This is a genomic window from Massilia sp. R2A-15 (genome assembly GCF_030704305.1).
Classification (GTDB): Bacteria; Pseudomonadota; Gammaproteobacteria; order Burkholderiales; family Burkholderiaceae_D; genus JAFCUW01.
In genome coordinates this window covers 2,943,718-2,966,351 of record NZ_CP131935.1, presented here as the reverse complement: position 1 = coordinate 2,966,351, position 22,634 = coordinate 2,943,718, and the positions used below count along the sequence as shown (strand labels likewise).

Here is a 22,634-nt window from a genome sequence, read left to right as displayed (position 1 = left end):
GCGTTAGCGAACAGAGCGGGATATGGCAAATCGGCAATAGTTGAGCTCATGGTCGACAGCCACTTTGCGTAGACCGACAAGGTTCCCATCCGGCGAGGCGTATTTCGTCAGGTGGGATTGAAATTCAGGCTTTTTACCACCCCCCATCAAAAATACTTAGAACGGATACTAACCATGAAACTTGCTAAAAATCTGGTCAAACTCACTGCTGTTGCCGCCGCCATCCTGGCTAGCCAGGCCAGCTTTGCAGGCGAAAACGACTTCGTCAATTCGGACTGGGCCGACCACGCGTGGTACATCGGTGCCGGCATTGGCCAGTCGCGCGCTTTCATCCCCCAGGACGACAACCTGAGCGGCCTGCGTGCCCGCGGCACGATCAGCAGCTACTCGGAAGATCACAAGGACATTGGCGCCAAGCTGATCACCGGTAAGCAGTTGAGCCGCAATTTCGCGATCGAGTTTTCATACTTCGACCTGGGCAAGTTCGATTACAACGCTTCCACCTCGAACGGTTTGAACCTGAACCGCAACGTCGGCGTGCGCGGCGGCGCCCTCGACCTGATCGCGATGCTGCCGATGTCCGAGCGCTTCTCGGTCTACGGCCGTGTCGGCGGCACCTACGCCATGGTCAAGGAACACTACACGGGTAACACCCTGCAGGCGATCGACGGCAACAGCAACCCGCGCTACAAGTCGGGCAACGTCAAGGCCGGCCTGGGCCTGGAATACAAGTTCACCGAAGCGCTGGCAGTGCGCGGCGAGATCGAGCGCTATCGCATCAAGGACGCGTGGCAGCGCCGCGGCGACGTCAACCTGGCGTCGGTCAGCCTGATCTGGAAGATGGGCCGTCCGGTCGCAGCGCCAGTGGTGTACACCCCGCCGCCAGTGGTCGAGACCCCGCCAGCGCCACCAGCGCCAGTAGTCCAGACCCCGCCACCACCGCCACCAACCCCAGTGTCGGAAAAAGTGTCGTTCGCTGCTGAAACCCTGTTCGACTTCGACAAGTCGGTCGTCAAGCCAGCCGGCAAGGCAGCGCTGGACGAACTGCTGATGAAGCTGCAGGGCATGAACACCGAAGCGATGGTCACCGTTGGCCACACCGATTCGATCGGCACCAACGATTACAACCAGCGCCTGTCGCTGCGCCGCGCCGAAGCCGTCAAGGCCTACCTGGTGTCGAAAGGCGTTGATGCATCGCGCGTGTTCATCGAAGGCAAGGGCGAGACCATGCCAGTAGCCGACAACAAGACCGCCGCTGGCCGCGCCAAGAACCGCCGCGTGACCGTGGAAGTCGTGGGCACCCGCAACCCTTAATCGGCGACGCTCCCTCGACAAGCCGCCCGGTGCAAGCCGGGTGGTTTTTTTTCGTCCATGCCTTAGTTTTTCTTATGCATGGTTGGGTGTGGCAACGAACCGATTTATCTCGCCACCGGCGGTGTAATCGACGCTTGCCTTCTTGGGAGATGACGATGCCGGACACAACGGACGGGCCGCTGGCCGGATTTGTGCAGGTGCGCGGCGCCCGCGAACACAACCTGAAAAACGTCTCGCTCGATATCCCGCGCGATGCGCTGGTGGTGTTTACCGGCGTGTCCGGCTCGGGCAAGTCCTCGCTCGCTTTCGGCACCCTGTACGCCGAGGCGCAGCGGCGCTACCTCGAATCGGTGTCGCCCTATGCGCGCCGGCTGTTCCACCAGATGCCGGTGCCGGAAGTGGACGACATCACCGGCCTGCCGCCGGCCGTCGCCCTGCAGCAGCAGCGCGGCTCGCCCACCACCCGCTCGTCGGTCGGCAGCGTCAGCACCTTGTCCAATTCGCTGCGCATGCTGTACTCGCGCGCCGGCGACTACCCGCGCGGCCAGGAGCTGCTGTACGCCGAGTCGTTTTCGCCCAACACGCCCGAAGGCGCCTGCCCGGAGTGCCATGGCCTGGGCCGGGTCTACGAGGTGACCGAGGCGTCGATGGTGCCGGACGATTCCTTGACCATCCGCGAGCGCGCGGTGGCCGCCTGGCCCACCGCCTGGCACGGCCAGAACCTGCGCGACATCCTGACCACCCTCGGCTACGACGTCGACACGCCGTGGCGCGAGCTGCCGAAGAAAGCGCGCGACTGGATCCTCTTCACCGACGAACAGCCCACCGTGCCGGTGTACGCCGGCTTCACGCCGCAGGAAGTGAAGGCGGCCTTGAAGCGCAAGGAGACGCCCAGCTACCAGGGCACCTTCACCGGCGCGCGCAAGTACGTGCTGCAGACTTTCGCCACCACCGAAAGCGCGTCGATGAAAAAGCGCGTGGCGCGCTACATGGTCAGCTCGGAGTGCCCGCAGTGCCGCGGCAAGCGGCTGCGCCGCGAGTCTCTGTCGGTCACTTTCGCCGGCCATGATATCGCCGACATCTCGCGCCTGCCGCTCGAACGGCTGGCCGCGATCCTGCGCCCGCACGCGGACGGCAGCGCGCGCAAGGATGCGAAGGCCGCGGCCGCGCATCCGGAAAAAGCCATCGTCACCCAGCGCATCGCGCAGGACGTGTGCGCGCGCCTGGGCGTGCTGCTCGACCTGGGCCTGGGCTACCTGGCGCTCGAGCGCAGCACGCCGACCCTGTCGCCGGGCGAGCTGCAGCGCCTGCGCCTGGCCACCCAGGTGCGCTCGAACCTGTTCGGCGTGGTGTACGTGCTCGACGAGCCGTCGGCCGGCCTGCATCCGGCCGACACCGAAGCGTTGCTCACCGCGCTGGCCCAGCTCAAGGCGTGCGGCAATTCGCTGTTCGTGGTCGAGCACGCGCTCGACGTGATCCGCCATGCCGACTGGATTGTCGACGTCGGCCCGGCCGCCGGCGAGGGCGGCGGCCATGTGCTGTACAGCGGCGCGCCGGCCGGCCTCGAAAAAATCGAGGAATCGCAGACCCGCCGCTTCCTGTTCGCGCGCGACAAGCCGCCGCGGCGCGAGCCGCGCGTGCCCGCCGACTGGCTGCGCCTCGAAGGCGTCACCCGCAACAACCTGCACCAGCTCAAGGTGGACTTCCCGCTCGGTGTGCTGACCGGCGTGACGGGCGTATCGGGCTCGGGCAAGTCGAGCCTGGTCAGCCAGGTGCTGGTGGAACTGGTCGCGGCCAGCCTTGGCCACGCGATCGAGGCGGAAGCCGAGGAGGGCGAGGCGCTCGAACAGGAGGCGGCGCTGCCGCTGGAAGGGCGCATCGTGCACGGCCTGGCCGGCATCAAGCGCCTGGTGCGGGTGGACCAGAAGCCGATCGGGCGCACGCCGCGCTCGAACCTGGCCACCTACACCGGCCTGTTCGACCATGTGCGCAAGCTGTTCGCCGCGACCAAGATGGCCAAGTCGCGCCGCTACGACGCCGGCCGCTTCTCGTTCAACGTCGCCAAGGGACGCTGCGAGCACTGCGCCGGCGAAGGCTTCGTGATGGTCGAACTGCTGTTCCTGCCCAGCGTGTACGCGCCGTGCCCGACCTGCGCCGGCGCGCGCTACAACGCCAAGACGCTGGAAGTGCGCTACCAGGACAAGAACATCGCCGAGGTGCTGGCGCTGACGGTCGACGCGGCCGCCGAATTCTTCGCCGCCGATCCGGCGGTGGCGCGCTCGCTCGAGACCTTGCGCGAGGTCGGCCTGGGCTACCTGCGCCTGGGCCAGCCGGCCACCGAGCTGTCCGGCGGCGAGGCCCAGCGCATCAAGCTGGCCACCGAGCTGCAGCGCGCCGCGCGCGGCAACCTGCTTTATATATTGGACGAGCCGACCACCGGCCTGCATCCGGCCGACGTCGAAAAACTGGTGGTGCAGCTCGACCGCCTGGTCGACGCCGGCAACACCGTCATCGTCGTCGAGCACACCATGCGCGTGATCGCCGCCTGCGACTGGGTGATCGACATCGGGCCCGGCGCCGGCGAGCAGGGCGGGACCATTGTCGCCGCCGGGCCGCCGCGCGAGATCGTCAAGGTCGCCGCGAGCCGCACCGCGCCATATTTAATCAGGTATTTTGACCAAAAGTGACACGTGGAATCATTCGTGCGCGCCTTCAATTACGCTAAACTAAGGGAATTTTGCTAACAGACCAGGTATTCACCAACGATGATCGATAACACTCAGTTCCGGCGCATCCTCTCCCGCAACGTCGCCATGCCGCTGGGGGTGGGCGTTCTCAGCGCCGTGGTGTTCGTCGCCATCGTCGCCTACCTGATCAACGTCCTGAACTGGGTGGAGCACTCGCAGCGCGTGATCGGCGACGCCAACGAGGTCAGCAGGCTGTCGGCCGACATGGAAGCGGGCATGCGCGGCTACGCGCTCAGCGGCGACCCCGCGTTCATGGCGCCTTACCTGGCAGCCAAGCCGCAGGTCGAGTCGGAATTGCAGGCGCTGATGGAGGAGGTGGCCGACAATCCCCTGCAAGTGACGCGTCTGCGCAAGGTGCAGGCGGCCCAGAAGCTGTGGGAAGAATTCGCTACTGAGGTGATCGAAACGCGGCGCAAGGACGGCGACTACATGGCCTTGGTCAAGAGCGGCCGAGGCAAGGCGCTGACCGATGAAGTGCGGCGCCAGTTCGCCGGCTTCCTCGACGCCGAGCAAAAACTGCTTGCCGCGCGCAACGACGAGGCCAAGAGCACCACCCGCTGGTCGGTCATCATCTTCTTGCTGTTCAAATTTGGCGTCTCCGGCATGCTGGCCTTCTTCGGCCGGCGCGACCTGGTCGGCCTGTCCAATTCCTACACCAAGGCGATGGACCAGCAGCGCGCCCACACCGAGCTGCTGGAAAGCCAGTCCTGGCTGCGCACCGGCCAGTCCGAGCTGGGCATGGCGATGGCCGGGCATCACGCGATGGCGCCGATGGCCCAGGCCACGCTCGAACAGATCACGCGCTACGTGGACGGACTGGTCGCCGCGATGTACGTGCGCGAGGATGGCGGCATCCTGCGCCGCGTCGCCACCTACGGCTTCTCGGAGGCGTGGGCCGGCCAGAACCAGGTGTTCCAGCCGGGCGAATCGCTGGTCGGCCAGGCCGTGCGCGAAGACCGCATGCTGGCGCTGGACGAACTGCCGCAGGACTACATCAAGGTGTCGTCGGGCCTGGGCCGCGCGGCGCCGCGCCAGCTGGTCATCGCGCCGTTCCGCAACGAGGGCGAGATCAACGGCGTGGTCGAAATCGGCTTCTTGCACGAGACCAGTGCACGCGACCTCGAATTCCTGCAGCTGGTGAGCGAGGGCGTCGGCGCCGCGGTGGCGGCGGCGAAGTACCGCCAGCGCCTGCAGGAGTCGCTGGCCGAGACCCAGCAGCTCAACGAAGAACTGCAGGTCCAGCAGGAAGAGCTGCGCACCGCCAACGAGGAACTCGAAGAGCAGTCGCGCGTGCTGGAAGAATCGCAGTCGCACCTGGAAAACCAGCAGGCCGAACTCGAACAGACCAACGACCAGCTGGCCGAGCAGGCGCTCAGCCTGGACGCCAAGAACAGCGCGCTGAACGCGGCGCAGGACGAACTGCGCCAGCGCGCCCAGGACCTCGAGCGCGCCAGCCGCTACAAGTCCGAATTCCTGGCCAATATGTCGCACGAGCTGCGCACGCCGCTCAACAGCTCGCTGATCCTGGCCAAGCTGCTGTCCGATAACGCCAAGGGCAATCTCTCCGAGGAGCAGGTGCGCTTCGCCCAGACGATCTACTCGGCCGGCAACGACCTGCTGCACCTGATTAACGACATCCTCGACATTTCGAAGGTCGAGGCGGGCAAGCTGGAGCTGGTGCTCGAATCGCTGCCGCTGCGCCGCGTGGTCGAGTCGCTCTCCATGACGTTCGAGCCGCTGGCGCACCAGAAGCAGCTGCGCTTCTCCGTGCAGGTCGATCCGTCCGTGCCGGCCACCATCTGGACCGACCGCCAGCGTCTCGAGCAGGTGCTCAAGAACCTGCTGTCGAACGCGGTCAAGTTCACCGAAACGGGGGGCGTGACCATGACCGTCAGCAGCACGCCGGGCGGACCGGTGCGCTTTGCGATCGAGGATACCGGCATCGGCATTTCGGCCGAACAGCAGGACAAGATTTTCGACGCCTTCCACCAGGCCGACGGCACCACCAGCCGGCGCTTCGGCGGCACCGGCCTTGGCCTGTCGATTTCGCGCGACCTGGCCACGCTGCTGGGCGGTGACATCAGCGTCACCAGCTCGCCCGGCAACGGCAGCGTGTTCACCCTGACCCTGCCGCGCACCTGCCCGGCGGAAGCTGCGCCGGCGACGCCGTCCGAGCCGTACGTGCAGGCCGCGACGCCGGTCGCGATCCCCGCGCCGGTTGCGGCGGCGCCTGCCGCGCCGCCGGCCGCAGCTCCGGCAGAGCCGGCGCCCTCGTTCGCCGACGACCGCGCGCTGGCGGCGCAGGACAATGAGCGCTCGGTGCTGGTGATCGAAGACGATCCGGCCTTTGCCGCCATCCTGTTCGAGCTGGCGCACGAGATGCGCTACCGCTGCCTGGTCGCACTGACCGGCGCCGAGGGCCTGCAGCTGGCGACGCAGTACCTGCCCGACGCGATCCTGCTCGACATGCGCCTGCCCGACCGCTCCGGCCTGTCGGTGCTGCAGCTGTTGAAGGACAACGCGGCCACTCGCCACATCCCGGTGCACGTGGTGTCGTCCACCGACAACGGCGGCGAGGCGCTGAACCTGGGCGCGATCGGCTACGCGCTGAAACCGACCACGCGCGACGACCTCGAAGCGGTGTTCCGCAAGCTGGAAGAAAAATTCACCCAGAAGATCAAGCGCATCCTGCTGGTCGAGGACGACGAGCGCCAGCGCGAGAGCGTGGTGCAGCTGATCGCCGACAGCGACGTCGAGATCGCCGCCGTCGGCTCGGGCGAGGAGGCGCTGGCGCTGCTGCGCACCAACGTCTTCGACTGCATGATCATCGACCTGAAGTTGCCCGACATGCAGGGCAACGAGCTGCTCGAAAAGATGTCCACCGAGGACCTGTGCTCGTTCCCGCCGGTGATCGTCTACACCGGCCGCAACCTGACGCGCGACGAGGAAAACGACCTGCTCAAATATTCGCGCTCGATCATCATCAAGGGCGCCCGTTCGCCCGAGCGCCTGCTCGACGAAGTCACGCTGTTCCTGCACAAGGTCGAGGCCAAGCTCTCGACCGAGCGCCAGAGCATGCTGAAAACCGTGCGCGGCCGCGACCGCGTGTTCGAGGGGCGCACCATCCTGCTGGTTGACGACGACGTGCGCAACGTGTTCGCACTGACCTCGGCGCTGGAGCAGCGCGGCGCCAAGGTGGAAGTGGGCCGCAACGGCTTCGAGGCGATCAGCAAGCTCGATGAAGTGGCCGGCATCGACCTGGTCCTGATGGACATCATGATGCCGGGGATGGACGGTCTGGAAGCGATGCGCCGCATCCGCGCCGACGGCCGCTTCGGCCGCCTGCCGATCATCGCCATTACCGCCAAGGCCATGAAGGACGACCAGGAGCAGTGCCTGGCCGCCGGCGCCAACGACTACCTGGCCAAGCCGATCGATTTGAACCGCCTGTACTCGCTGCTGCGGGTATGGATGCCTAACCTGGAACGGATTTGAAAACGCCGCTGCACGTCACCGACATCGAATTGCGGATGCTGATCGAGGCTGTCTACCTCCAGTACAACTACGACTTCCGCGATTACACGGGCGCTTCGCAAAAGCGCCGGGTGCTGCACGCGCTGCGCGAAATGGGCTGCGATTCCATCTCGGCGCTGCAGGCGCGCGTGATGCACGAGCCGGCCGCCTTCTCGCAGCTGCTGCAATACCTGACGATCCCGGTCACCGAGATGTTCCGCGACCCGAGCTTTTTCGCCGCGCTGCGCGAGCACGTCGTGCCTTTCCTGAAGACCTACCCGTCGCTGAAGATCTGGGTGGCCGGCTGCAGCACCGGGCAGGAAGTCTATTCGATGGCGATCATGCTGCGCGAGGAGGGCCTGCTGGAGCGCTCGATCCTGTACGCGACCGACATCAATCCGGAGTCGCTGGAGACGGCCAAGCGCGGCGTGTTCCCGCTCGACCAGATGCAGCTCTACACCGAGAACTACCAGGCGGCCGGCGGCAAGCGCGCCTTCTCCGACTACTACACGGCGGCCTACGGCGGCGCCCTGTTCGACAAGTCGCTGGTGGAGAACGTCACCTTCGCCGACCACAGCCTGTCGACCGACAGCGTGTTCTCGGAGACGCACCTGATCAGCTGCCGCAACGTGATGATCTACTTTAACAAGCGCCTGCAGAACCGCGTGTTCGGGCTGTTCCACGAGTCGCTGTGCCACCGCGGCTTCCTGGCGCTGGGCAGCAAGGAGAGCATCGATTTTTCCGAGTACGCCGGCCAGTTCGAGCCGCTGGTCAAGCGCGAGCGGATCTACCGGAAGGCCGGCGCATGAGCGAATTCGCACCGGAGATCCGCGCGCGCAGGCCGGACGCGATCATCATCGCCGGTTCGGCCGGCGGCGTGGAGGCGCTGGTCAGGCTGCTGGCCGGCCTGCCCGAGACCATGCAGGTGCCCGTGATCTGCATGCTGCACATGCCGGCCAGCCGCGACAGCCGGCTGGCCGAGCTGTTCGCCGGGCGCCTGCCGGTGCCGGTGCTGGAGGCGGCCGACAAGCAGCCGGTCGCCGACGCCACCGTGTACTTCGCCGGATCGGGGTACCATCTGTCGGTCGAACAGGACCGCACCTTCTCGCTCAGCTGCGAGCCCCCGGTGCATTTTGCGCGGCCGGCGATCGACGTCCTGATGACATCGGCGGCCGACGTGTACGGACGCGCGCTGGCCGCCATCCTGCTGACCGGCGCCAACACGGACGGCGCCGAGGGCATGGCGGCGATCCATGCGCGCGGCGGCCTGACGGTGGTGCAGGACCCGCGCGAGGCGCAGGTGCCGACCATGCCGCAGGCGGCGATCGACGCCTGCGTCCCCGACCTGGTGCTGCCTTTGGCGCGCATCCATGATTTACTGAAGCTGATGGTGGAGAGAACATGAAGGACCAGGCCCTGAGCAAAGTGCTGATCGTCGACGACCTGGCGGACAACCTGCAGGCGCTCGACGCGCTCATTCGCGACGAGCAGCGGATGATTTTCCACGCAGCCTCCGGTGAACAGGCCTTGCAGCTGCTGCTCGAGCACGAGTTCGCGCTGGCGATCCTCGACGTCCAGATGCCCGGCATGGACGGCTTCGAACTGGCCGAACTGATGCGCGGCACCGAGCGCACCCGCCATATCCCGATCGTGTTTACCAGCGCCGCCGGGCGCGAGCTCAATTACGCCTTCAAGGGCTACGAGACCGGCGCAGTCGATTTCCTCTACAAGCCGCTCGACAGCGATGCGGTGCGCAGCAAGGTCAACGTGTTCGTCGCGCTCGACCAGCAGCGCCACGAAGTGCGGCGCCAGGTCGCGGCGCTGGAAGAAAGCCGCAAGGAGCAGCAGGTGCTGCTCGAACAGCTGCGCGCGACCCAGGGAGAGTTGCAGCGCTCCCTGCGCATGCGCGACGACTTCATGTCGCTGGTGGCTCACGAACTGCGCACGCCGCTCAACACGCTGTTCCTGGAAAGCCAGATGCGCATGCTGCAGCTCCAGCGCGGCAACGTCGAGGCGCTGGGCCCCGAGCGTCTGCCGGCGATGATCGCGCGCGACCAGCGCCAGATCCAGTCGATGATCCGCCTGATCGACGACATGCTCGACGTCTCGCGCATCCGCAGCGGCAGCCTGTCGATCCGGCCGACCGACTTCGAACTGATGGCGCTGTTAAAGCGCGTGGTGTCCGACCTGGCGCTGCAGGCGTCGGGCTACGGCGCCACGATCACCTTGCATCCGCACGGCCCGGTGGAAGGGCGCTGGGACGAGTTCCGCATCGAGCAGGTGGTGGTCAACCTGCTGACCAACGCGCTGCGCTACGGGAACGGCAAGCCGGTCGACATCGTCGTCGAGGCCGACGCGCAGCAGGTGAGGGTCGACGTGATCGACGCCGGCAAGGGCATCTCGGAAGCGGACCAGCGCCGCATTTTCGAGCCTTTCGAGCGCGGCGCCGGCAGCGGCGAGGTCAAGGGCCTGGGCCTGGGCCTGGCGATTTCGCGCCAGCTGGCCGAAGCGCACGGCGGGCGCCTGTTCGTCACCAGCGACGGCCACACGGGATCGATCTTTTCCCTGGTGCTGCCGCTGTTCGCCAGCGACGACATCAGCGCGAACAACGCCGCCGCCGCCGAAGCCGCAAGCTATCGCCCGGCTCAATAAAAACTATTTCAACTGTTAATCCAATAGTTCTATACTAGACAACCTGATTCACTCAACAACGCAAGGAAACTGAACAATGAAAACTGTCGGCGATAAATTAGATGCATTCAGCGTCCCGGCTGCCAAGCCAGGCTTTAACCAGCACGAAGAAAACGGCGTGTCGGCGTTCGAACAGATCACCGAGTCCTCATTCCCGGGCAAGTGGAAAGTCATCTACTTCTACCCGAAGGACTTCACCTTCGTCTGCCCAACCGAAATCGTCGAATTCGGCAAGATCGCCAACGACCTGGCCGACCGCGACGCGGTGCTGATGGGCGGCTCGACCGATAACGAGTTCAGCAAGCTGGCATGGCGCCGCGAGCACAAGGACCTGGACAAGCTGAACCACTTCTCCTTCGGCGACTCGAAGGGCGCGCTGGTCGACATGCTCGGCGTGCGCGACAAGCAGGCCGGCGTTGCGCTGCGCGCGACTTTCATCGTCGATCCGGACAACACCATCCAGCACGTGTCGGTCAACAACCTGAACGTCGGCCGCAACCCGCAGGAAATCCTGCGCATCCTGGACGGCCTGCAGACGGACGAGCTGTGCCCATGCAACCGCGCCCTGGGCGGCAACACGCTGTAAGCAACGCACAACAAACCCGCTTCGGCGGGTTTTAAAAACCCGACTCGATAGGATTTAATTATGGAATTCCTGAATTCGATTAAAGAACTGATTCCCGACTACGCCAAGGATATCCGCCTGAACATCGACGGCACCATCGCGCGTTCGAGCCTGCAGGGCAACGACGCGGTCGGCGTGGCGCTGGCGGCGGCGTTCGCGTGCAAGAGCCGCAAGATTATCGACATCATCGTCGCCAGCGGCGCGCTGTCGGAAGAAGAGAAGAATGCGTGCCTGACGGCATCGGCCCTGATGGGCATGAACAATGTGTGGTATCCGTACGTCGAGATGACGGAGGACGCGGACCTGAAAAGCCAGCCGGCCCAGCTACGGATGAACGCCTATGCGACCAATGGCGGCATCGACAAGCGGCGCTTCGAGATGTTCGCGCTGTCGGCGTCCATCATCGGCAAGTGCCAGTTCTGCATCAAGTCGCACTTCGACTTGCTCAAACATGAAGGGATGTCCTCCCAGCAGTTGCGCGACGTCGGCCGGATTGCGGCGGTCGTGAACGCGGCTTCGCAGGTCATCGCGGCTTCGAGCTGAGCTTAGTGCAGGAAGATCGCGGCACCGCGCAGCAGGTCGGTGGTGCAGACCACGTAAGCCGAAGCGCCGGCGAGCGCCATTTGGATTCCGGTCCAGGTCATCGGGATTTTGCTCATCATGGCAGTGCTCCTCAAAAATTAGTTGCTGTGTTTGTATGACTCCATCTTATCGATGACCGTTCCGTAAAGCATCGGCAAAGGGACTGTCGTCTTGTAGGACATTGCCGTAAGACCTTGTATGACACGCAATGACAGTGCTGGGGCGCGCCTCCTACGGCGGGTGTAGGCTGCGTCCTATGGCGAGCGCCTATCGTGCGCCATACAGTTGTGCTCATGACCAAACACGACCCCCACCTGATGCATCAAGGCGCGCGCGCTGTCCGCCGCAACGCCATTGCCAAGCTGCTGCGCAGCGTCTTCGGTGTCGAGCGCCTGCGCGCCGGCCAGCAGGACGTCATCGACAGCGTTCTCGACCGTAAAGACACGCTGGCGATCATGCCCACCGGCAGCGGCAAATCGCTGTGCTACCAGATCCCCGCCAAAATCCTCAATGGCACCACCATCGTGGTCTCGCCGCTGATTTCGCTGATGAAGGACCAGCTGGAAAAGCTGCAGGAACTGGGCGTGCACGCCACCCAGGTCAACAGCAGCCTGTCGGCCGAGGAGGAGCGCGACGCGCTCGACGGCATCCGCGAGCGCCGCCACGAGATCGTGTTTTGCACGCCCGAGCGGCTGGCGCAGGCCGACTTCCTCGCGGTTCTGAAGGAGGTTGACATCGCGCTGGTGGTGATCGACGAGGCCCATTGCATCTCGCAGTGGGGCCACGACTTCCGGCCCGCCTACCTGGAAATGGCGGCGTCGATCGAGGCGCTGGGCCGCCCGCCCGTGCTGGCGCTGACCGCCACCGCCACCGACGACGTGATCGAAGACATCGGCAAGCAGCTGGGCCGGCGCATGAACATCGTCAATACCGGCATCTACCGCCCGAACCTGCATTACAGCGTGGTGCAGGTGGTGAACGCGCGCGAGAAGATCGGCGCCGCGCTGCGCATCGTGCGCGACTCGAACGGCTTCGGCATCATCTACGCCGCCACCGTCAAGGCGGCCGAGGAGATGCACGAGGCCCTGCTCGAAGTGGGCGAAAGCGCGACCATCTACCACGGCAAGCTGCCGGCGCGCGAGCGCAAGGAAAACCAGGACCTGTTCATGGAAGGCCAGCGCCGCATCATGGTCGCCACCAACGCCTTCGGCATGGGCATCGACAAGGCCGACACGCGCTTCGTGATCCACCTGCAGGTGCCGGCCAACCTCGAAGCCTACTACCAGGAGTCGGGCCGGGCAGGGCGCGACGGCCAGGACGCCTGGTGCACGCTGCTGTTCCTGCAGGACGACAAGCGCGTGCAGCAGTTCTTCCTGGTGAAGCACTATCCGACCGCGCCCGAGCTGATGGGCGTGCACCAGGCGGTGACCGAGCTGGCCGAAGCCGGGCCGGTGACCTTCGAGCGCATCGACGAAGCGATCGAGGAACTGGGCGCCGGCAAGCTGAAAATCTGCCTGAAGCTGCTCAAGGACGGCTGCCTGCTGCGCCAGAACCGCGCGTTGCAGTTCGTGCTGGGCAAGGCCGAGCCGACCCTGGCGCTGTTCGAGGAGCTGGCGCATTTCTACGCGCAGAAGCAGGAGCGCGACCGTGAGGCCCTCGAGCAGATGGTCGCGTACGCGGTCAGCGGTTTTTGCCGCTGGAAGGTGCTGCTCGATTACTTCGGCGACGAAGTGCCCGGCTTCGAAAAGTGCTGCCGCTGCGACAACTGCCTCAATCCGCCGGCGCCGATGGAAATCGACGAAATCCGCGACGACGAATTCGAACCCGTCGCCGAGGTGGATGCGCCGCTGTTCGAAGTGGGCGCCGCCGTCACTGTGGCAAAGTATGGCGAGGGCGTCGTGCAGGGCGTCGCCGGCGACCAGGTCACGATAGAATTTCCAGACAAGAGCAGCCGGACCTTCATGGCAGATTTCGTCGAGCCGGCGTAACCAGGCTGTCGTACCTGCGAAGGCAGGTACCCATACTGAGCGAGCACTCGCACTTCGCTTGATTCGGCATGGGTACCTGCCTCCGCAGGTACGACGCGTGCGTTGTATTCCAGGAGGGCATGAATGGCCGACATGGTAGTGGTGCGCAAGGAAGGCCTGTACTGCGTTCCGGGCAATTTCTACATCGATCCGTGGCGTCCCGTGGACCGGGCGGTGATCACGCACGCCCATGGCGACCATGCGCGCATGGGCCACGGCCACTACCTGTCGGCCGCCAGCGGCGTCGGCATCCTCAAGTCGCGCCTCGGCCAGGACATCCACATCGACGGCCTCGAATACGGCGCCCGCATCGAGCATAACGGCGTGACCATCTCACTGCACCCTGCCGGCCACGTGCTCGGTTCCGCGCAGGTGCGCATGGAGCACAAGGGCGAAGTGTGGGTGGCGTCGGGCGACTACAAGGTCGAGCCGGACCGCACCTGCGTGCCGTTCGAGCCGGTCAAATGCGACACCTTCATCACCGAATCGACCTTCGGCCTGCCGATCTACCGCTGGGACCCGGAGCAGTCGATTTTCGACGACATCAACGCCTGGTGGCGCAAGAACGCCGCCGAGGGCCGCTGCAGCGTGGTGTTCGCCTACTCGTTTGGCAAGGCGCAGCGCATCCTGTCGGGCCTCGATCCGTCGATCGGTCCCATCGTCTGTCACGGCGCGGCCGAACCGCTGAACCGCGTCTACCGCGAAGGCGGCGTCGCCTTGCCGCCCACCGTGATGGTCACCGACGTCGAAAAGGCCGCGCTGAAATCGGCCATCGTCATCGCGCCGCCGTCGGCCGCCGGCTCGCCGTGGATGAAGCGCTTCGGCGACTACAGCGATGCTTTCGCCAGCGGCTGGATGCAGCTGCGCGGCGCGCGCCGCCGGCGCGGCGTGGACCGCGGCTTCGTGCTGTCCGACCACGCCGACTGGCCGGGCCTGATGACCGCGATCCGCGCCACCGAGGCGCCGCGCGTGATTGTCACCCACGGTTCGATTCCCGTGATGGTGCGCTGGCTGCGCCAGGTCGGTCTCGACGCCTCCGGCTTCGACACCGAGTACGGCGACGACGAGGCGGAAGAGAAGGCGCCGGCGGAGGCCGCCAATGCGTGAATTCGCCCGCCTGTTCGCCGAGCTTGACGAAACCACCGCCACCAACCGCAAGCTCGAAGCGCTGCAAAACTACTTCGCCAGCGCCGCGCCGGAAAACGCCGCGTGGGCGGTCTACTTCCTCGCCGGCGGCAAGCCGCGCCAGGCGGTGCCGACCAAGCTGCTGCGCCAGTATGCGATCGAGTACGCCCAGCTCGACGACTGGCTGTTCGAGGAATGCTACCAGGCGGTTGGCGACCTTGCCGAGACCATCGCCCACATCCTGCCGCCGCCGGAGCGCCAGAGCGACATCGGCCTGGCCGAATGGATGCAGGAGCGCATCGGCCCCTTGCGCGGCGCCGACCCGGTCGCGATCCGCGAGGCGCTGTTCGGCTTCTGGAACGAGCTCGATACGCGCGAACGCTTCCTGCTCACCAAGCTGATTGGCGGCGGCTTTCGCGTCGGCGTCTCGAAACTGCTGGTCACGCGCGCGCTGGCGACTATCGCCGCGGTCGACAGCAAGCTCATTGCCCAGCGCCTGATGGGCTGGACCGACGGCAGCGTGCGGCCCACCGCGCAAGGCTTTCTGCAACTGATCGCCGAACAGTCGGACGACGAGCACAAGCTGCGCGGCGGCCAGCCTTACCCCTTCTTCCTGGCGCACCAGTTGCAGGGCGAGCCGGCGGCGCTGGGCGAGCTGGCCGACTGGCAGGTCGAGTGGAAGTACGACGGCATCCGCGCGCAGCTGGTGCGGCGCGGCGGCCAGAACTACCTGTGGTCGCGCGGCGAGGACCTGATCACCGAGCGCTTTCCCGAGCTGGCCGCGCTGCGCCTGCCGGAAGGCACGGTGATCGACGGCGAGGTGCTGATCTGGGATAACGGCCCGGCGCCGTTCGCCGACCTGCAAAAGCGCATCGGCCGCAAGACCCTGAGCGCCAAGCTGCTGGCCGAGCTGCCGGCCGTACTGGTCGCCTACGATTTGCTGGAAGAGGACGGCGTCGACCTGCGCACCGTGCCGCAGCACGAACGCCGCACCTTGCTCGAAGCGCTGGTGGAATCGAGCGCGCAGGAGCAGCTGAAGCTCTCGCCGCTGGTGCTGGCCGACAGCTGGGACCAGCTCGCCGAGATCCGCGCCGAGTCCCGCGCGCGCGGCGTCGAAGGCATGATGGTCAAGGCGAAGGACGCGGAATACGGCGTGGGCCGCACCAAGAACGTCGGCACCTGGTGGAAGTGGAAGATCGACCCGTACAGCATCGACGCGGTGCTGATCTACGCGCAGGCCGGCCACGGCCGCCGCGCTTCGCTCTACACCGACTACACCTTCGCGGTGTGGGACTCGGACGAGGACGGCGAGCGCAAGTTGGTGCCGTTCGCCAAAGCCTACTCGGGCCTGACCGACGCCGAGATCGCGGTGGTGGACAACGCCATCCGCAAAACCACGGTGGAGAAATTCGGCCCGGTGCGCAGCGTGCGCCCGACGATGGTGTTCGAGATCGGCTTCGAGGGCATCGCGCTGTCCACGCGCCACAAGGCCGGCATCGCGGTGCGCTTCCCGCGCATTTTGCGCAAGCGCGACGACAAGACCATCGACGACGCGGACTCGCTCGACACCCTGAAAGGCCTGCTGGCCACGGCGCAGGCATGAGCAAGAGCCAGGCGGCGCAGGCCGTGGACAGCTGGTTCGCCGCGCGCGGCTGGAAGGTATTCCCGTTCCAGCGCGCGGTGTGGCGCGCCGCCGTGGCCGGCCAATCGGGCCTGCTGCACGCGAACACCGGCTCCGGCAAGACCTACGCCGTGTGGTTCGCGGCGCTGCTGCGCGGGATGGCCGAGAAGGGCCGCAAGAAAAGCGGCCTGCGCGTGCTGTGGATCACGCCGATGCGCGCGCTGGCCGCCGACACCCAACGCGCCCTGGAGGAGTCCGCGGCGCAGCTTGCCCCCGGCTGGACCATCGGGTCGCGCACCGGCGACACCAGTTCGGCCGAGCGCGCGCGCCAGTCGCGCAAGCTGCCAACCGCCCTGATCACGACGCCCGAAAGCCTGTCGCTGCTGCTGTCCCACGCCGCGGCGAAGGAGCAGTTCGCCAACCTCGACATGATCATCATCGACGAGTGGCATGAGCTGATGGGCAGCAAGCGCGGGGTGCAGGTGCAGCTGGCGCTGGCCCGCCTGCGCCACTGGAACCAGGAGCTGGTGGTGTGGGCGCTGTCGGCAACGATGGGCAACCTGGACCAGGCGCGCGCCGTGCTGCTCGGCGAAGGGCAGGGCGTGCTGGTCGAGGGCGACCTGAAAAAGCAGATCGTCGTCGATGCGCTGGTGCCGGCCAACGTGTCTCGCTTTCCGTGGGGCGGCCACCTCGGCATCCAGATGCTGCAGCCGGTGATCGACGAGATCGAGCAGTTCAACGCGACGCTGGTGTTTACCAATACGCGTTCGCAGTCCGAGCTGTGGTACCAGAACATCCTCGAGGCGCGTCCCGACTGGGCCGGCCTGATCGCGCTGCATCACGGCTCGCTCGACCGCGAAGTGCGCGACTGGGTCGAGCTGGGCCTGAAGAAGGGCGAGCTGAAAGCGGTGATCTGCACCGCCAGCCTCGATCTGGGCGTCGATTTCCTGCCGGTCGAACGGGTGCTGCAGATCGGCAGCGCCAAGGGCATCGCGCGCCTGCTGCAGCGGGCCGGGCGCAGCGGGCACGCGCCCGGACGCGTCTCGCGCGTCACGCTGGTGCCGACCAACAGCCTGGAACTGCTGGAGGCGGCCGGCGCGAAGGAGGCGGTGGCCTCGCGCCGGATCGAGGCGCGGCTGGTGCCCAACAAGCCGTTCGACGTGCTGGTGCAGCACCTGGTGACGGTGGCGCTGGGCGGCGGCTTTCGCTCGGAGGACTTGCTGGCCGAAGTGCGCACCGCCTGGTCGTACCGCCACATCACGGACGAAGAGTGGCAGTGGGCGCTCGATTTCGTCGCGCGCGGCGGCCAGAGCCTGAGCGTGTATCCGGAATACCGGCGCGTGCTTCCGGACGAGGAGGGCATCTACCGCGTGCCCGATACGGCCATCGCGCGGCGCCACCGGATGGGCATCGGCACCATCATGTCCGATTCGAGCGTGCAGGTGAAGTACATGAGCGGCGGGCGCATCGGCAGCGTCGAGGAGTCCTTCGTCGGGCGCCTGAAGGCGGGCGACCATTTCCTGTTCGGCGGGAAGATCCTCGAATTCGTCCGTCTCCACGAGATGACCGCGTTCGTCAAGCGCGCCACCGGCAAGCGCGGCGCGGTGTCGCGCTGGATGGGCGCCAAGATGCCGCTGTCGTCCGAGCTGGCGCACGCCGCGCTCGAGCAGCTGCGCCTTGCCGCCGCGGGCCAGTTCATTGGCCCCGAGATGGAGGCGCTGCGCCCGCTGATCGAGATCCAGCAGCGCTGGTCGGCGCTGCCCACCATCGACACGCTGGTGATCGAAGCCATGAAGAGCCGCGAGGGCCATCATCTGTTCATGTATCCGTTCGCCGGGCGCTCGGTGCACATGGGACTGGCCTCGCTGCTGGCCTGGCGCGTCGGACGCATCCTGCCCATTACCTTCTCGATCGCGATCAACGACTACGGCTTCGAGCTGCTGTCGGCCGAGCCGGTCGACTGGAAAGGCCTGTTCGCCGGCGCCACCGGCGCGCAGGTCGGCCTGCTGTCGACCGAACGCCTGCTCGAAGACGTGCTGGAAAGCCTGAACGCGACCCAGCTGTCGCAGCAGCGCTTTCGCGAAGTGGCGCGCATCGCCGGGTTGGTGTTCCAGGGTTATCCGGGCCAGCCGAAAAGCGCGCGCCAGCTGCAGGCGTCGTCGTCGCTGTTCTTCGAGGTGTTTCGCAAGCACGACGCCGGCAACCTGCTGCTGACGCAGGCGCAGCGCGAGGTGATGGAGCAGGAGCTGGAGCTGACCCGCCTGCGCGACACCCTGGACGAACTGCATGCGCGCGCCATCGCCTACCGCGAGGTCAAACGCGGCACGCCGTTCGGCTTTGCGCTGATGGTCGAACGCTTTCGCGAAAAGGTCACCACCGAAAAGCTGTCGGACCGGGTCGCGCGCATGGTGCGCGAGCTGGAAAAGGCGGCGCAGCCATGAGCGCGCGCGAAGTCATCGTCGCCGGCGAGACGCTGCTCCTGCTGGCGCAGAAGGCGCTGTACTGGCCGCGCGAGAAGATGCTGGTGATCGCCGATATCCACTTCGGCAAGGCGGCTTCGTTCCGCGCGCAGGGTGTGCCGGTGCCGCGCGGGACCACGACCCAAAACCTGGCGGAACTCGACGCGCTGATGATCGAGCACGAGGTCGCCCACATCATGTTCCTCGGCGACTTCCTGCACGCGCGCGCGGCGCACGCTGTCGCCACCGTAGCCGCGATGCTGGCCTGGCGCCTGCGCCATCCCGCACTGAAGCTCACGCTCGTGCGCGGCAACCACGACCGCCACGCCGGCGACCCGGCCGCCTCGCTGGCCATCGAGATGGTCGACGAGCCGCACGTGATCGGGCCGTTCGCGTTCTGCCATCACCCGGACATCGAAACGGGCGGCTATGCGCTGGCCGGCCACATCCACCCGAGCTACCTGCTGGCCACGCGCTTCGACGCGCTGCGCCTGCCGTGCTTCGTGGTGGGGCCATCGCGCATGATCCTGCCCTCGTTCGGCGCCTTCACGGGCGGCTTCCTGATTACACCGGCGCCCGGCGACGCCATTTACGTCAGTTCGGGTGAAGCCGTGCACTTTGTACGGTAGCGCACGGACGGGCAGGCGGGCTGGAGAGTACCTTACCCTTACTCGCTGTAAATACTTAAGCGCCGCAGTCCAACATCCAAGGAGAATATTATCAAAACGTCAAAAAAACTCATCGCCGGACTGGTGTCAGTGCTGCCACTGTTTTCCATGACCCTCGCCGCAGCGCCTGCCCAGGCCCAGCAATACAACACCTCCGAGCGGGCCTACGTGCCCGTGATCCGGGGCTTTAATGTCGACGAAGTGCGCCGCATTACGCCTGGCGTAGAACTGAACTTCGACGTCTACGGCACGCCAGGCGGCCGCGTCTACCTGCAGATCGCCGGCGCCCGCCGCGGCCTGCAGTTGACCGAAACCGCGCCGGGCCAGTATGAAGGCACCTACACGGTCGGCACCCGCGACCGCATCGCCGCCAACAGCGCGGTGACGGCCAACCTGCGCGTCGGCAATCAGGTGACCACCGGCGTGCTGAGCGAATCGCTGGTGCGTGGTTATGGCCGCCATGACGTTCCGGGTCGCGGCGACCTGGCCGACATGCCGCGCGTCGAGCGTTTCGACGTGGCGCCGGAATCGGACCTGCGTCCGGGCAACGAGCTGAACTTCCATCTGCACGGCACGCCGGGCGCCAAGGTCGAGATGGCGATCTCGGGCACACGCGGCGTGTTCTTCATGCCGGAAGTGCGTCCGGGCGACTATGAAGGTTCCTACGTCATTCGCCGCGGCGACCACCTGATGCCGACCACCCCGGTCACCGCCACCATGCGCCTGAACGGCCGCGTGGCGACCGCAACGCTGAACAAGCCGCTGCTGATGGCCGGCGCGGCGCCGCTGACGTCGGACGCCCGCGTCGTGCGCTACTGCACCAACTGCGCAACGGTCGAGGCGATCAACGTGATCGAAGTGAACGGCGAAGGCAACTACATCGGCACGCTGGGCGGCGCAGTGGTCGGCGGCCTGCTGGGCAGCCAGGTGGGCGGCGGCAGCGGCCGTACGGCGGCCGAAGTGGCCGGTGCACTGGGTGGCGCCTATGCCGGCCGCAACATCGAGCGCAACAATGCGCGCCAGACCCGTCACTTCGAAGTGGTGATCCGCTTCGCCAACGGCGGCACCCAGACCGTGCAGTACGCTAACGATCCTGGCCTGCGTGTCGGCGAAAAGGTGAAAGTCAACGACGGCGTGCTCACGCGCGACAACTGATCCTCGTCAGTGATCGCCCGAAGCCGGTCCCGCAAGGGCCGGCTTTTTTCATTAGAATGAGGATCGCTCACCGTTCGAGGGATCCATGCGCAGCCTTTCATTCAAGCAGGTGGACGTTTTCACCAACGTCCGATTCATGGGCAATCCGGTTGCCGTGGTGCTCGAAGGCGAGGGCCTCTCCGGCATCCAGATGCAGCGGATCGCCAACTGGACCAACCTGTCCGAGACCACCTTCGTGCTGCCCGCCACCGAGGCCGGCGCCGACTACCGGCTGCGCATCTTCACCCCGAACGCCGAACTGCCGTTCGCCGGCCATCCGACCATCGGCACCGCGCATGCGCTGATCGAGTCCGGCGCCGTGCAGCCGAAAGACGGCGTGCTGGTGCAGCAGTGCGCGGCCGGCTTGGTCAGGCTTGAAGTGTCGGCCGAGGCGGGCGGCGAGCGCTGGATTGCCTTCGACCTGCCGGCCGCCAGGTTCACGTCCCTGTCGGCCGACCATGTCGGGGAGCTCGAGATGATCCTCGGCGCCTCGCTGGAACGGGAGCCGCCGCCGAAGATCGTCGATGTCGGTCCGCGCTGGCTGACCGTGCAGCTCGAGTCGGCCGAAGCGGTGCTGGCGCTGCAGCCCGATATGGCGCGCATGAAGGCGCACGATCTGCGGATCGGCATCACCGGCATCGTGGTGTTCGGTGAATACCCGGCCGGCCACTGCGCCCGCATCGAAGTGCGCGCCTTCGTGCCGGCGCACGGCATCGATGAAGATCCCGTGTGCGGCAGCGGCAATGGCGCGGTCGGCGCCTTCATCCGTGACAGCGGCCAGGTGCACCATTTCGGCAGCGACTTCATCGCCGCCGAGGGCGTGGTGGTGGGCCGGGCCGGCGTGGTGCGGCTGTCGGTATCGCCCGGCCGCATCCGGGTCGCCGGCAAGGCGGTCACCTGCATCGAGGGGAGCCTTCGGGTCTGACGGCAGAAACAAAAAACCCGCCATGCGGCGGGTGAAAAGGGGTTCGGGGGACGGTCAGGCCGTCGTGGCGAGGACCTGGTCGTCGCCCGGCGTGTCGGCTTCGACCTTCTGCTTGGCGGCGGTGGCCTGCTTGGTGCGCGAACGCGAAGGCGGCAGCCGGCGCAGCGTCTTGAGCGCCTCGGCGTCCTTGATGCCGATGGTGCGCTGGTCCACCGTGATCAGGCCGATTTCGTTGAACGCCGACAGCGTGCGGCTGACCGTTTCGAGCGTCAGGCCCAGGTAGCTGCCGATCTCGTGGCGCGTCATGCGCAGGTTGAACAGTTTGCTCGAGTAGCCCATCGCGGCGAAGCGGTCGGCCAGCGACACCAGGAAGCGCGCCACCCGCGCTTCGGCCGACAGGGCGCCGAGCATGCCGATCATGGCCTGCTCGCGCACCAGTTCCCGGCTCATCACGCCGTACATCACGTTTTCCAGTTCCTGGTGCACGCGCCCGAGCGCGGTCAGCTTCTTGAACGGCAGCAGGATCAGGTCGCAGTCCGACAGCGCCACCGCTTCCGAGGCGTAGTGGCGGGTGTGGATGCCGTCCACGCCCAGCATGTCGCCCTTCATCGGGAAGGAGAGCACCTGCTCGTTGCCGAATTCGTCGATCAGCACCGTCTTGAGGAAGCCGGAGTTGACGATGTACAAGGTGTCGAAGGCCTGGCCGATGGTGTGCACGCGCTGGCCGGTCTTGAACTGGACGTGCTGGAACAGCAATTCTTCGGTGTTGACCGACACCGCGGCGGTGATGTGAAGCAAGTCGCAGACTTCTTTCAGGTTTGACCACAGCCGTCCTTGTCGCTGGCGGCCAGCTTCCATCGGAGACGAGTGCATGTTCGGCGAGGAAGTGGAACGTGGTTCTGACGTTTGCGTGGACATTATTCTCATCTCCATGTGAAGGAACTTTTAGTTTCAGGCTGCAGGCGATCACAAGTGGGAACATCGATCGAGTAACCGCCGGGACCGGTGCTTCAACAGTGATGGAACAGTGCGCTGGGCCAAACTCACGTAAATGAAAATTACCGCGAGCAAGTCGGATCGCTGAATTCAGTATGCCAACACGAGTTCGGCATGGATATCAGCGAACACTGAATCTGACGGTAG

At 66.0% G+C, this 22,634-nt stretch carries 16 protein-coding genes; 15 read left to right on the top strand and 1 reads right to left on the bottom strand.

From position 1 onward, the window contains the following. The first annotated feature begins 174 nt into the window (after nucleotides 1-174). From Q4S45_RS13680 to Q4S45_RS13610, 15 genes are all read left to right on the top strand, one after another. Nucleotides 175-1,314, top strand: a complete 1,140-nt coding sequence (locus tag Q4S45_RS13680; RefSeq protein ID WP_305505046.1) for an OmpA family protein — start codon at nucleotides 175-177, stop codon at nucleotides 1,312-1,314. Nucleotides 1,315-1,463: 149 nt separating this feature from the next. Next, a complete protein-coding gene (uvrA, locus tag Q4S45_RS13675) occupies nucleotides 1,464-4,001 on the top strand; it encodes an excinuclease ABC subunit UvrA (RefSeq protein ID WP_374046036.1) in 2,538 nt (845 codons plus the stop codon). Nucleotides 4,002-4,079: 78 nt separating this feature from the next. Further along, nucleotides 4,080-7,556 (top strand): response regulator, encoded by a 3,477-nt coding sequence (locus Q4S45_RS13670; RefSeq protein WP_305505042.1) that lies wholly within the window; start codon nucleotides 4,080-4,082, stop codon nucleotides 7,554-7,556. Nucleotides 7,557-7,591: 35 nt separating this feature from the next. Continuing rightward, entirely contained in the window at nucleotides 7,592-8,383 is a 792-nt protein-coding gene (locus tag Q4S45_RS13665; RefSeq protein WP_305512109.1) for a protein-glutamate O-methyltransferase CheR, read from the top strand. After that, complete coding sequence (locus Q4S45_RS13660; RefSeq protein ID WP_305505039.1) at nucleotides 8,380-8,979, top strand: chemotaxis protein CheB; 600 nt, start codon at nucleotides 8,380-8,382, stop codon at nucleotides 8,977-8,979. Before Q4S45_RS13665 ends, Q4S45_RS13660 begins: the two co-directional genes overlap by 4 nt. Next, on the top strand, nucleotides 8,976-10,226 hold the full coding sequence (locus Q4S45_RS13655; protein ID WP_305505037.1) for a hybrid sensor histidine kinase/response regulator: 1,251 nt from the start codon (nucleotides 8,976-8,978) through the stop codon (nucleotides 10,224-10,226). Before Q4S45_RS13660 ends, Q4S45_RS13655 begins: the two co-directional genes overlap by 4 nt. Nucleotides 10,227-10,302: 76 nt before the next feature. Then, nucleotides 10,303-10,851, top strand: a complete 549-nt coding sequence (locus Q4S45_RS13650; protein ID WP_305505035.1) for a peroxiredoxin — start codon at nucleotides 10,303-10,305, stop codon at nucleotides 10,849-10,851. Nucleotides 10,852-10,911: 60 nt separating this feature from the next. Then, complete coding sequence (locus Q4S45_RS13645; protein ID WP_305505033.1) at nucleotides 10,912-11,433, top strand: carboxymuconolactone decarboxylase family protein; 522 nt, start codon at nucleotides 10,912-10,914, stop codon at nucleotides 11,431-11,433. Nucleotides 11,434-11,765: 332 nt separating this feature from the next. Then, nucleotides 11,766-13,460 (top strand): ATP-dependent DNA helicase RecQ, encoded by a 1,695-nt coding sequence (locus Q4S45_RS13640; RefSeq protein ID WP_305505031.1) that lies wholly within the window; start codon nucleotides 11,766-11,768, stop codon nucleotides 13,458-13,460. A gap of 123 nt (nucleotides 13,461-13,583) precedes the next feature. Beyond that, entirely contained in the window at nucleotides 13,584-14,606 is a 1,023-nt protein-coding gene (locus Q4S45_RS13635) for a ligase-associated DNA damage response exonuclease (protein ID WP_305505030.1), read from the top strand. Further along, nucleotides 14,599-16,227 (top strand): ATP-dependent DNA ligase, encoded by a 1,629-nt coding sequence (locus Q4S45_RS13630; RefSeq protein ID WP_305505028.1) that lies wholly within the window; start codon nucleotides 14,599-14,601, stop codon nucleotides 16,225-16,227. The genes Q4S45_RS13635 and Q4S45_RS13630 overlap by 8 nt, the downstream gene beginning before the upstream one ends. Further along, complete coding sequence (locus Q4S45_RS13625) at nucleotides 16,224-18,686, top strand: ligase-associated DNA damage response DEXH box helicase (RefSeq protein ID WP_305505026.1); 2,463 nt, start codon at nucleotides 16,224-16,226, stop codon at nucleotides 18,684-18,686. The genes Q4S45_RS13630 and Q4S45_RS13625 overlap by 4 nt, the downstream gene beginning before the upstream one ends. Continuing rightward, nucleotides 18,683-19,333: a ligase-associated DNA damage response endonuclease PdeM gene (gene pdeM, locus Q4S45_RS13620; protein WP_305505024.1), complete on the top strand. Its 651-nt coding sequence runs from the start codon at nucleotides 18,683-18,685 to the stop codon at nucleotides 19,331-19,333. Before Q4S45_RS13625 ends, pdeM begins: the two co-directional genes overlap by 4 nt. Before the next feature lie 147 nt (nucleotides 19,334-19,480). Beyond that, entirely contained in the window at nucleotides 19,481-20,527 is a 1,047-nt protein-coding gene (locus Q4S45_RS13615) for a glycine zipper 2TM domain-containing protein (protein ID WP_305505022.1), read from the top strand. Nucleotides 20,528-20,612: 85 nt separating this feature from the next. Continuing rightward, nucleotides 20,613-21,491, top strand: coding sequence for a PhzF family phenazine biosynthesis protein (locus tag Q4S45_RS13610; protein WP_305505020.1), 879 nt, complete (start codon nucleotides 20,613-20,615; stop codon nucleotides 21,489-21,491). A gap of 54 nt (nucleotides 21,492-21,545) precedes the next feature. Here Q4S45_RS13610 and Q4S45_RS13605 read toward each other — a convergent pair whose 3' ends face one another. After that, on the bottom strand, nucleotides 21,546-22,349 hold the full coding sequence (locus tag Q4S45_RS13605) for a Crp/Fnr family transcriptional regulator (protein WP_305512108.1): 804 nt from the start codon (nucleotides 22,347-22,349) through the stop codon (nucleotides 21,546-21,548). Nucleotides 22,350-22,634: the final 285 nt, after the last annotated feature.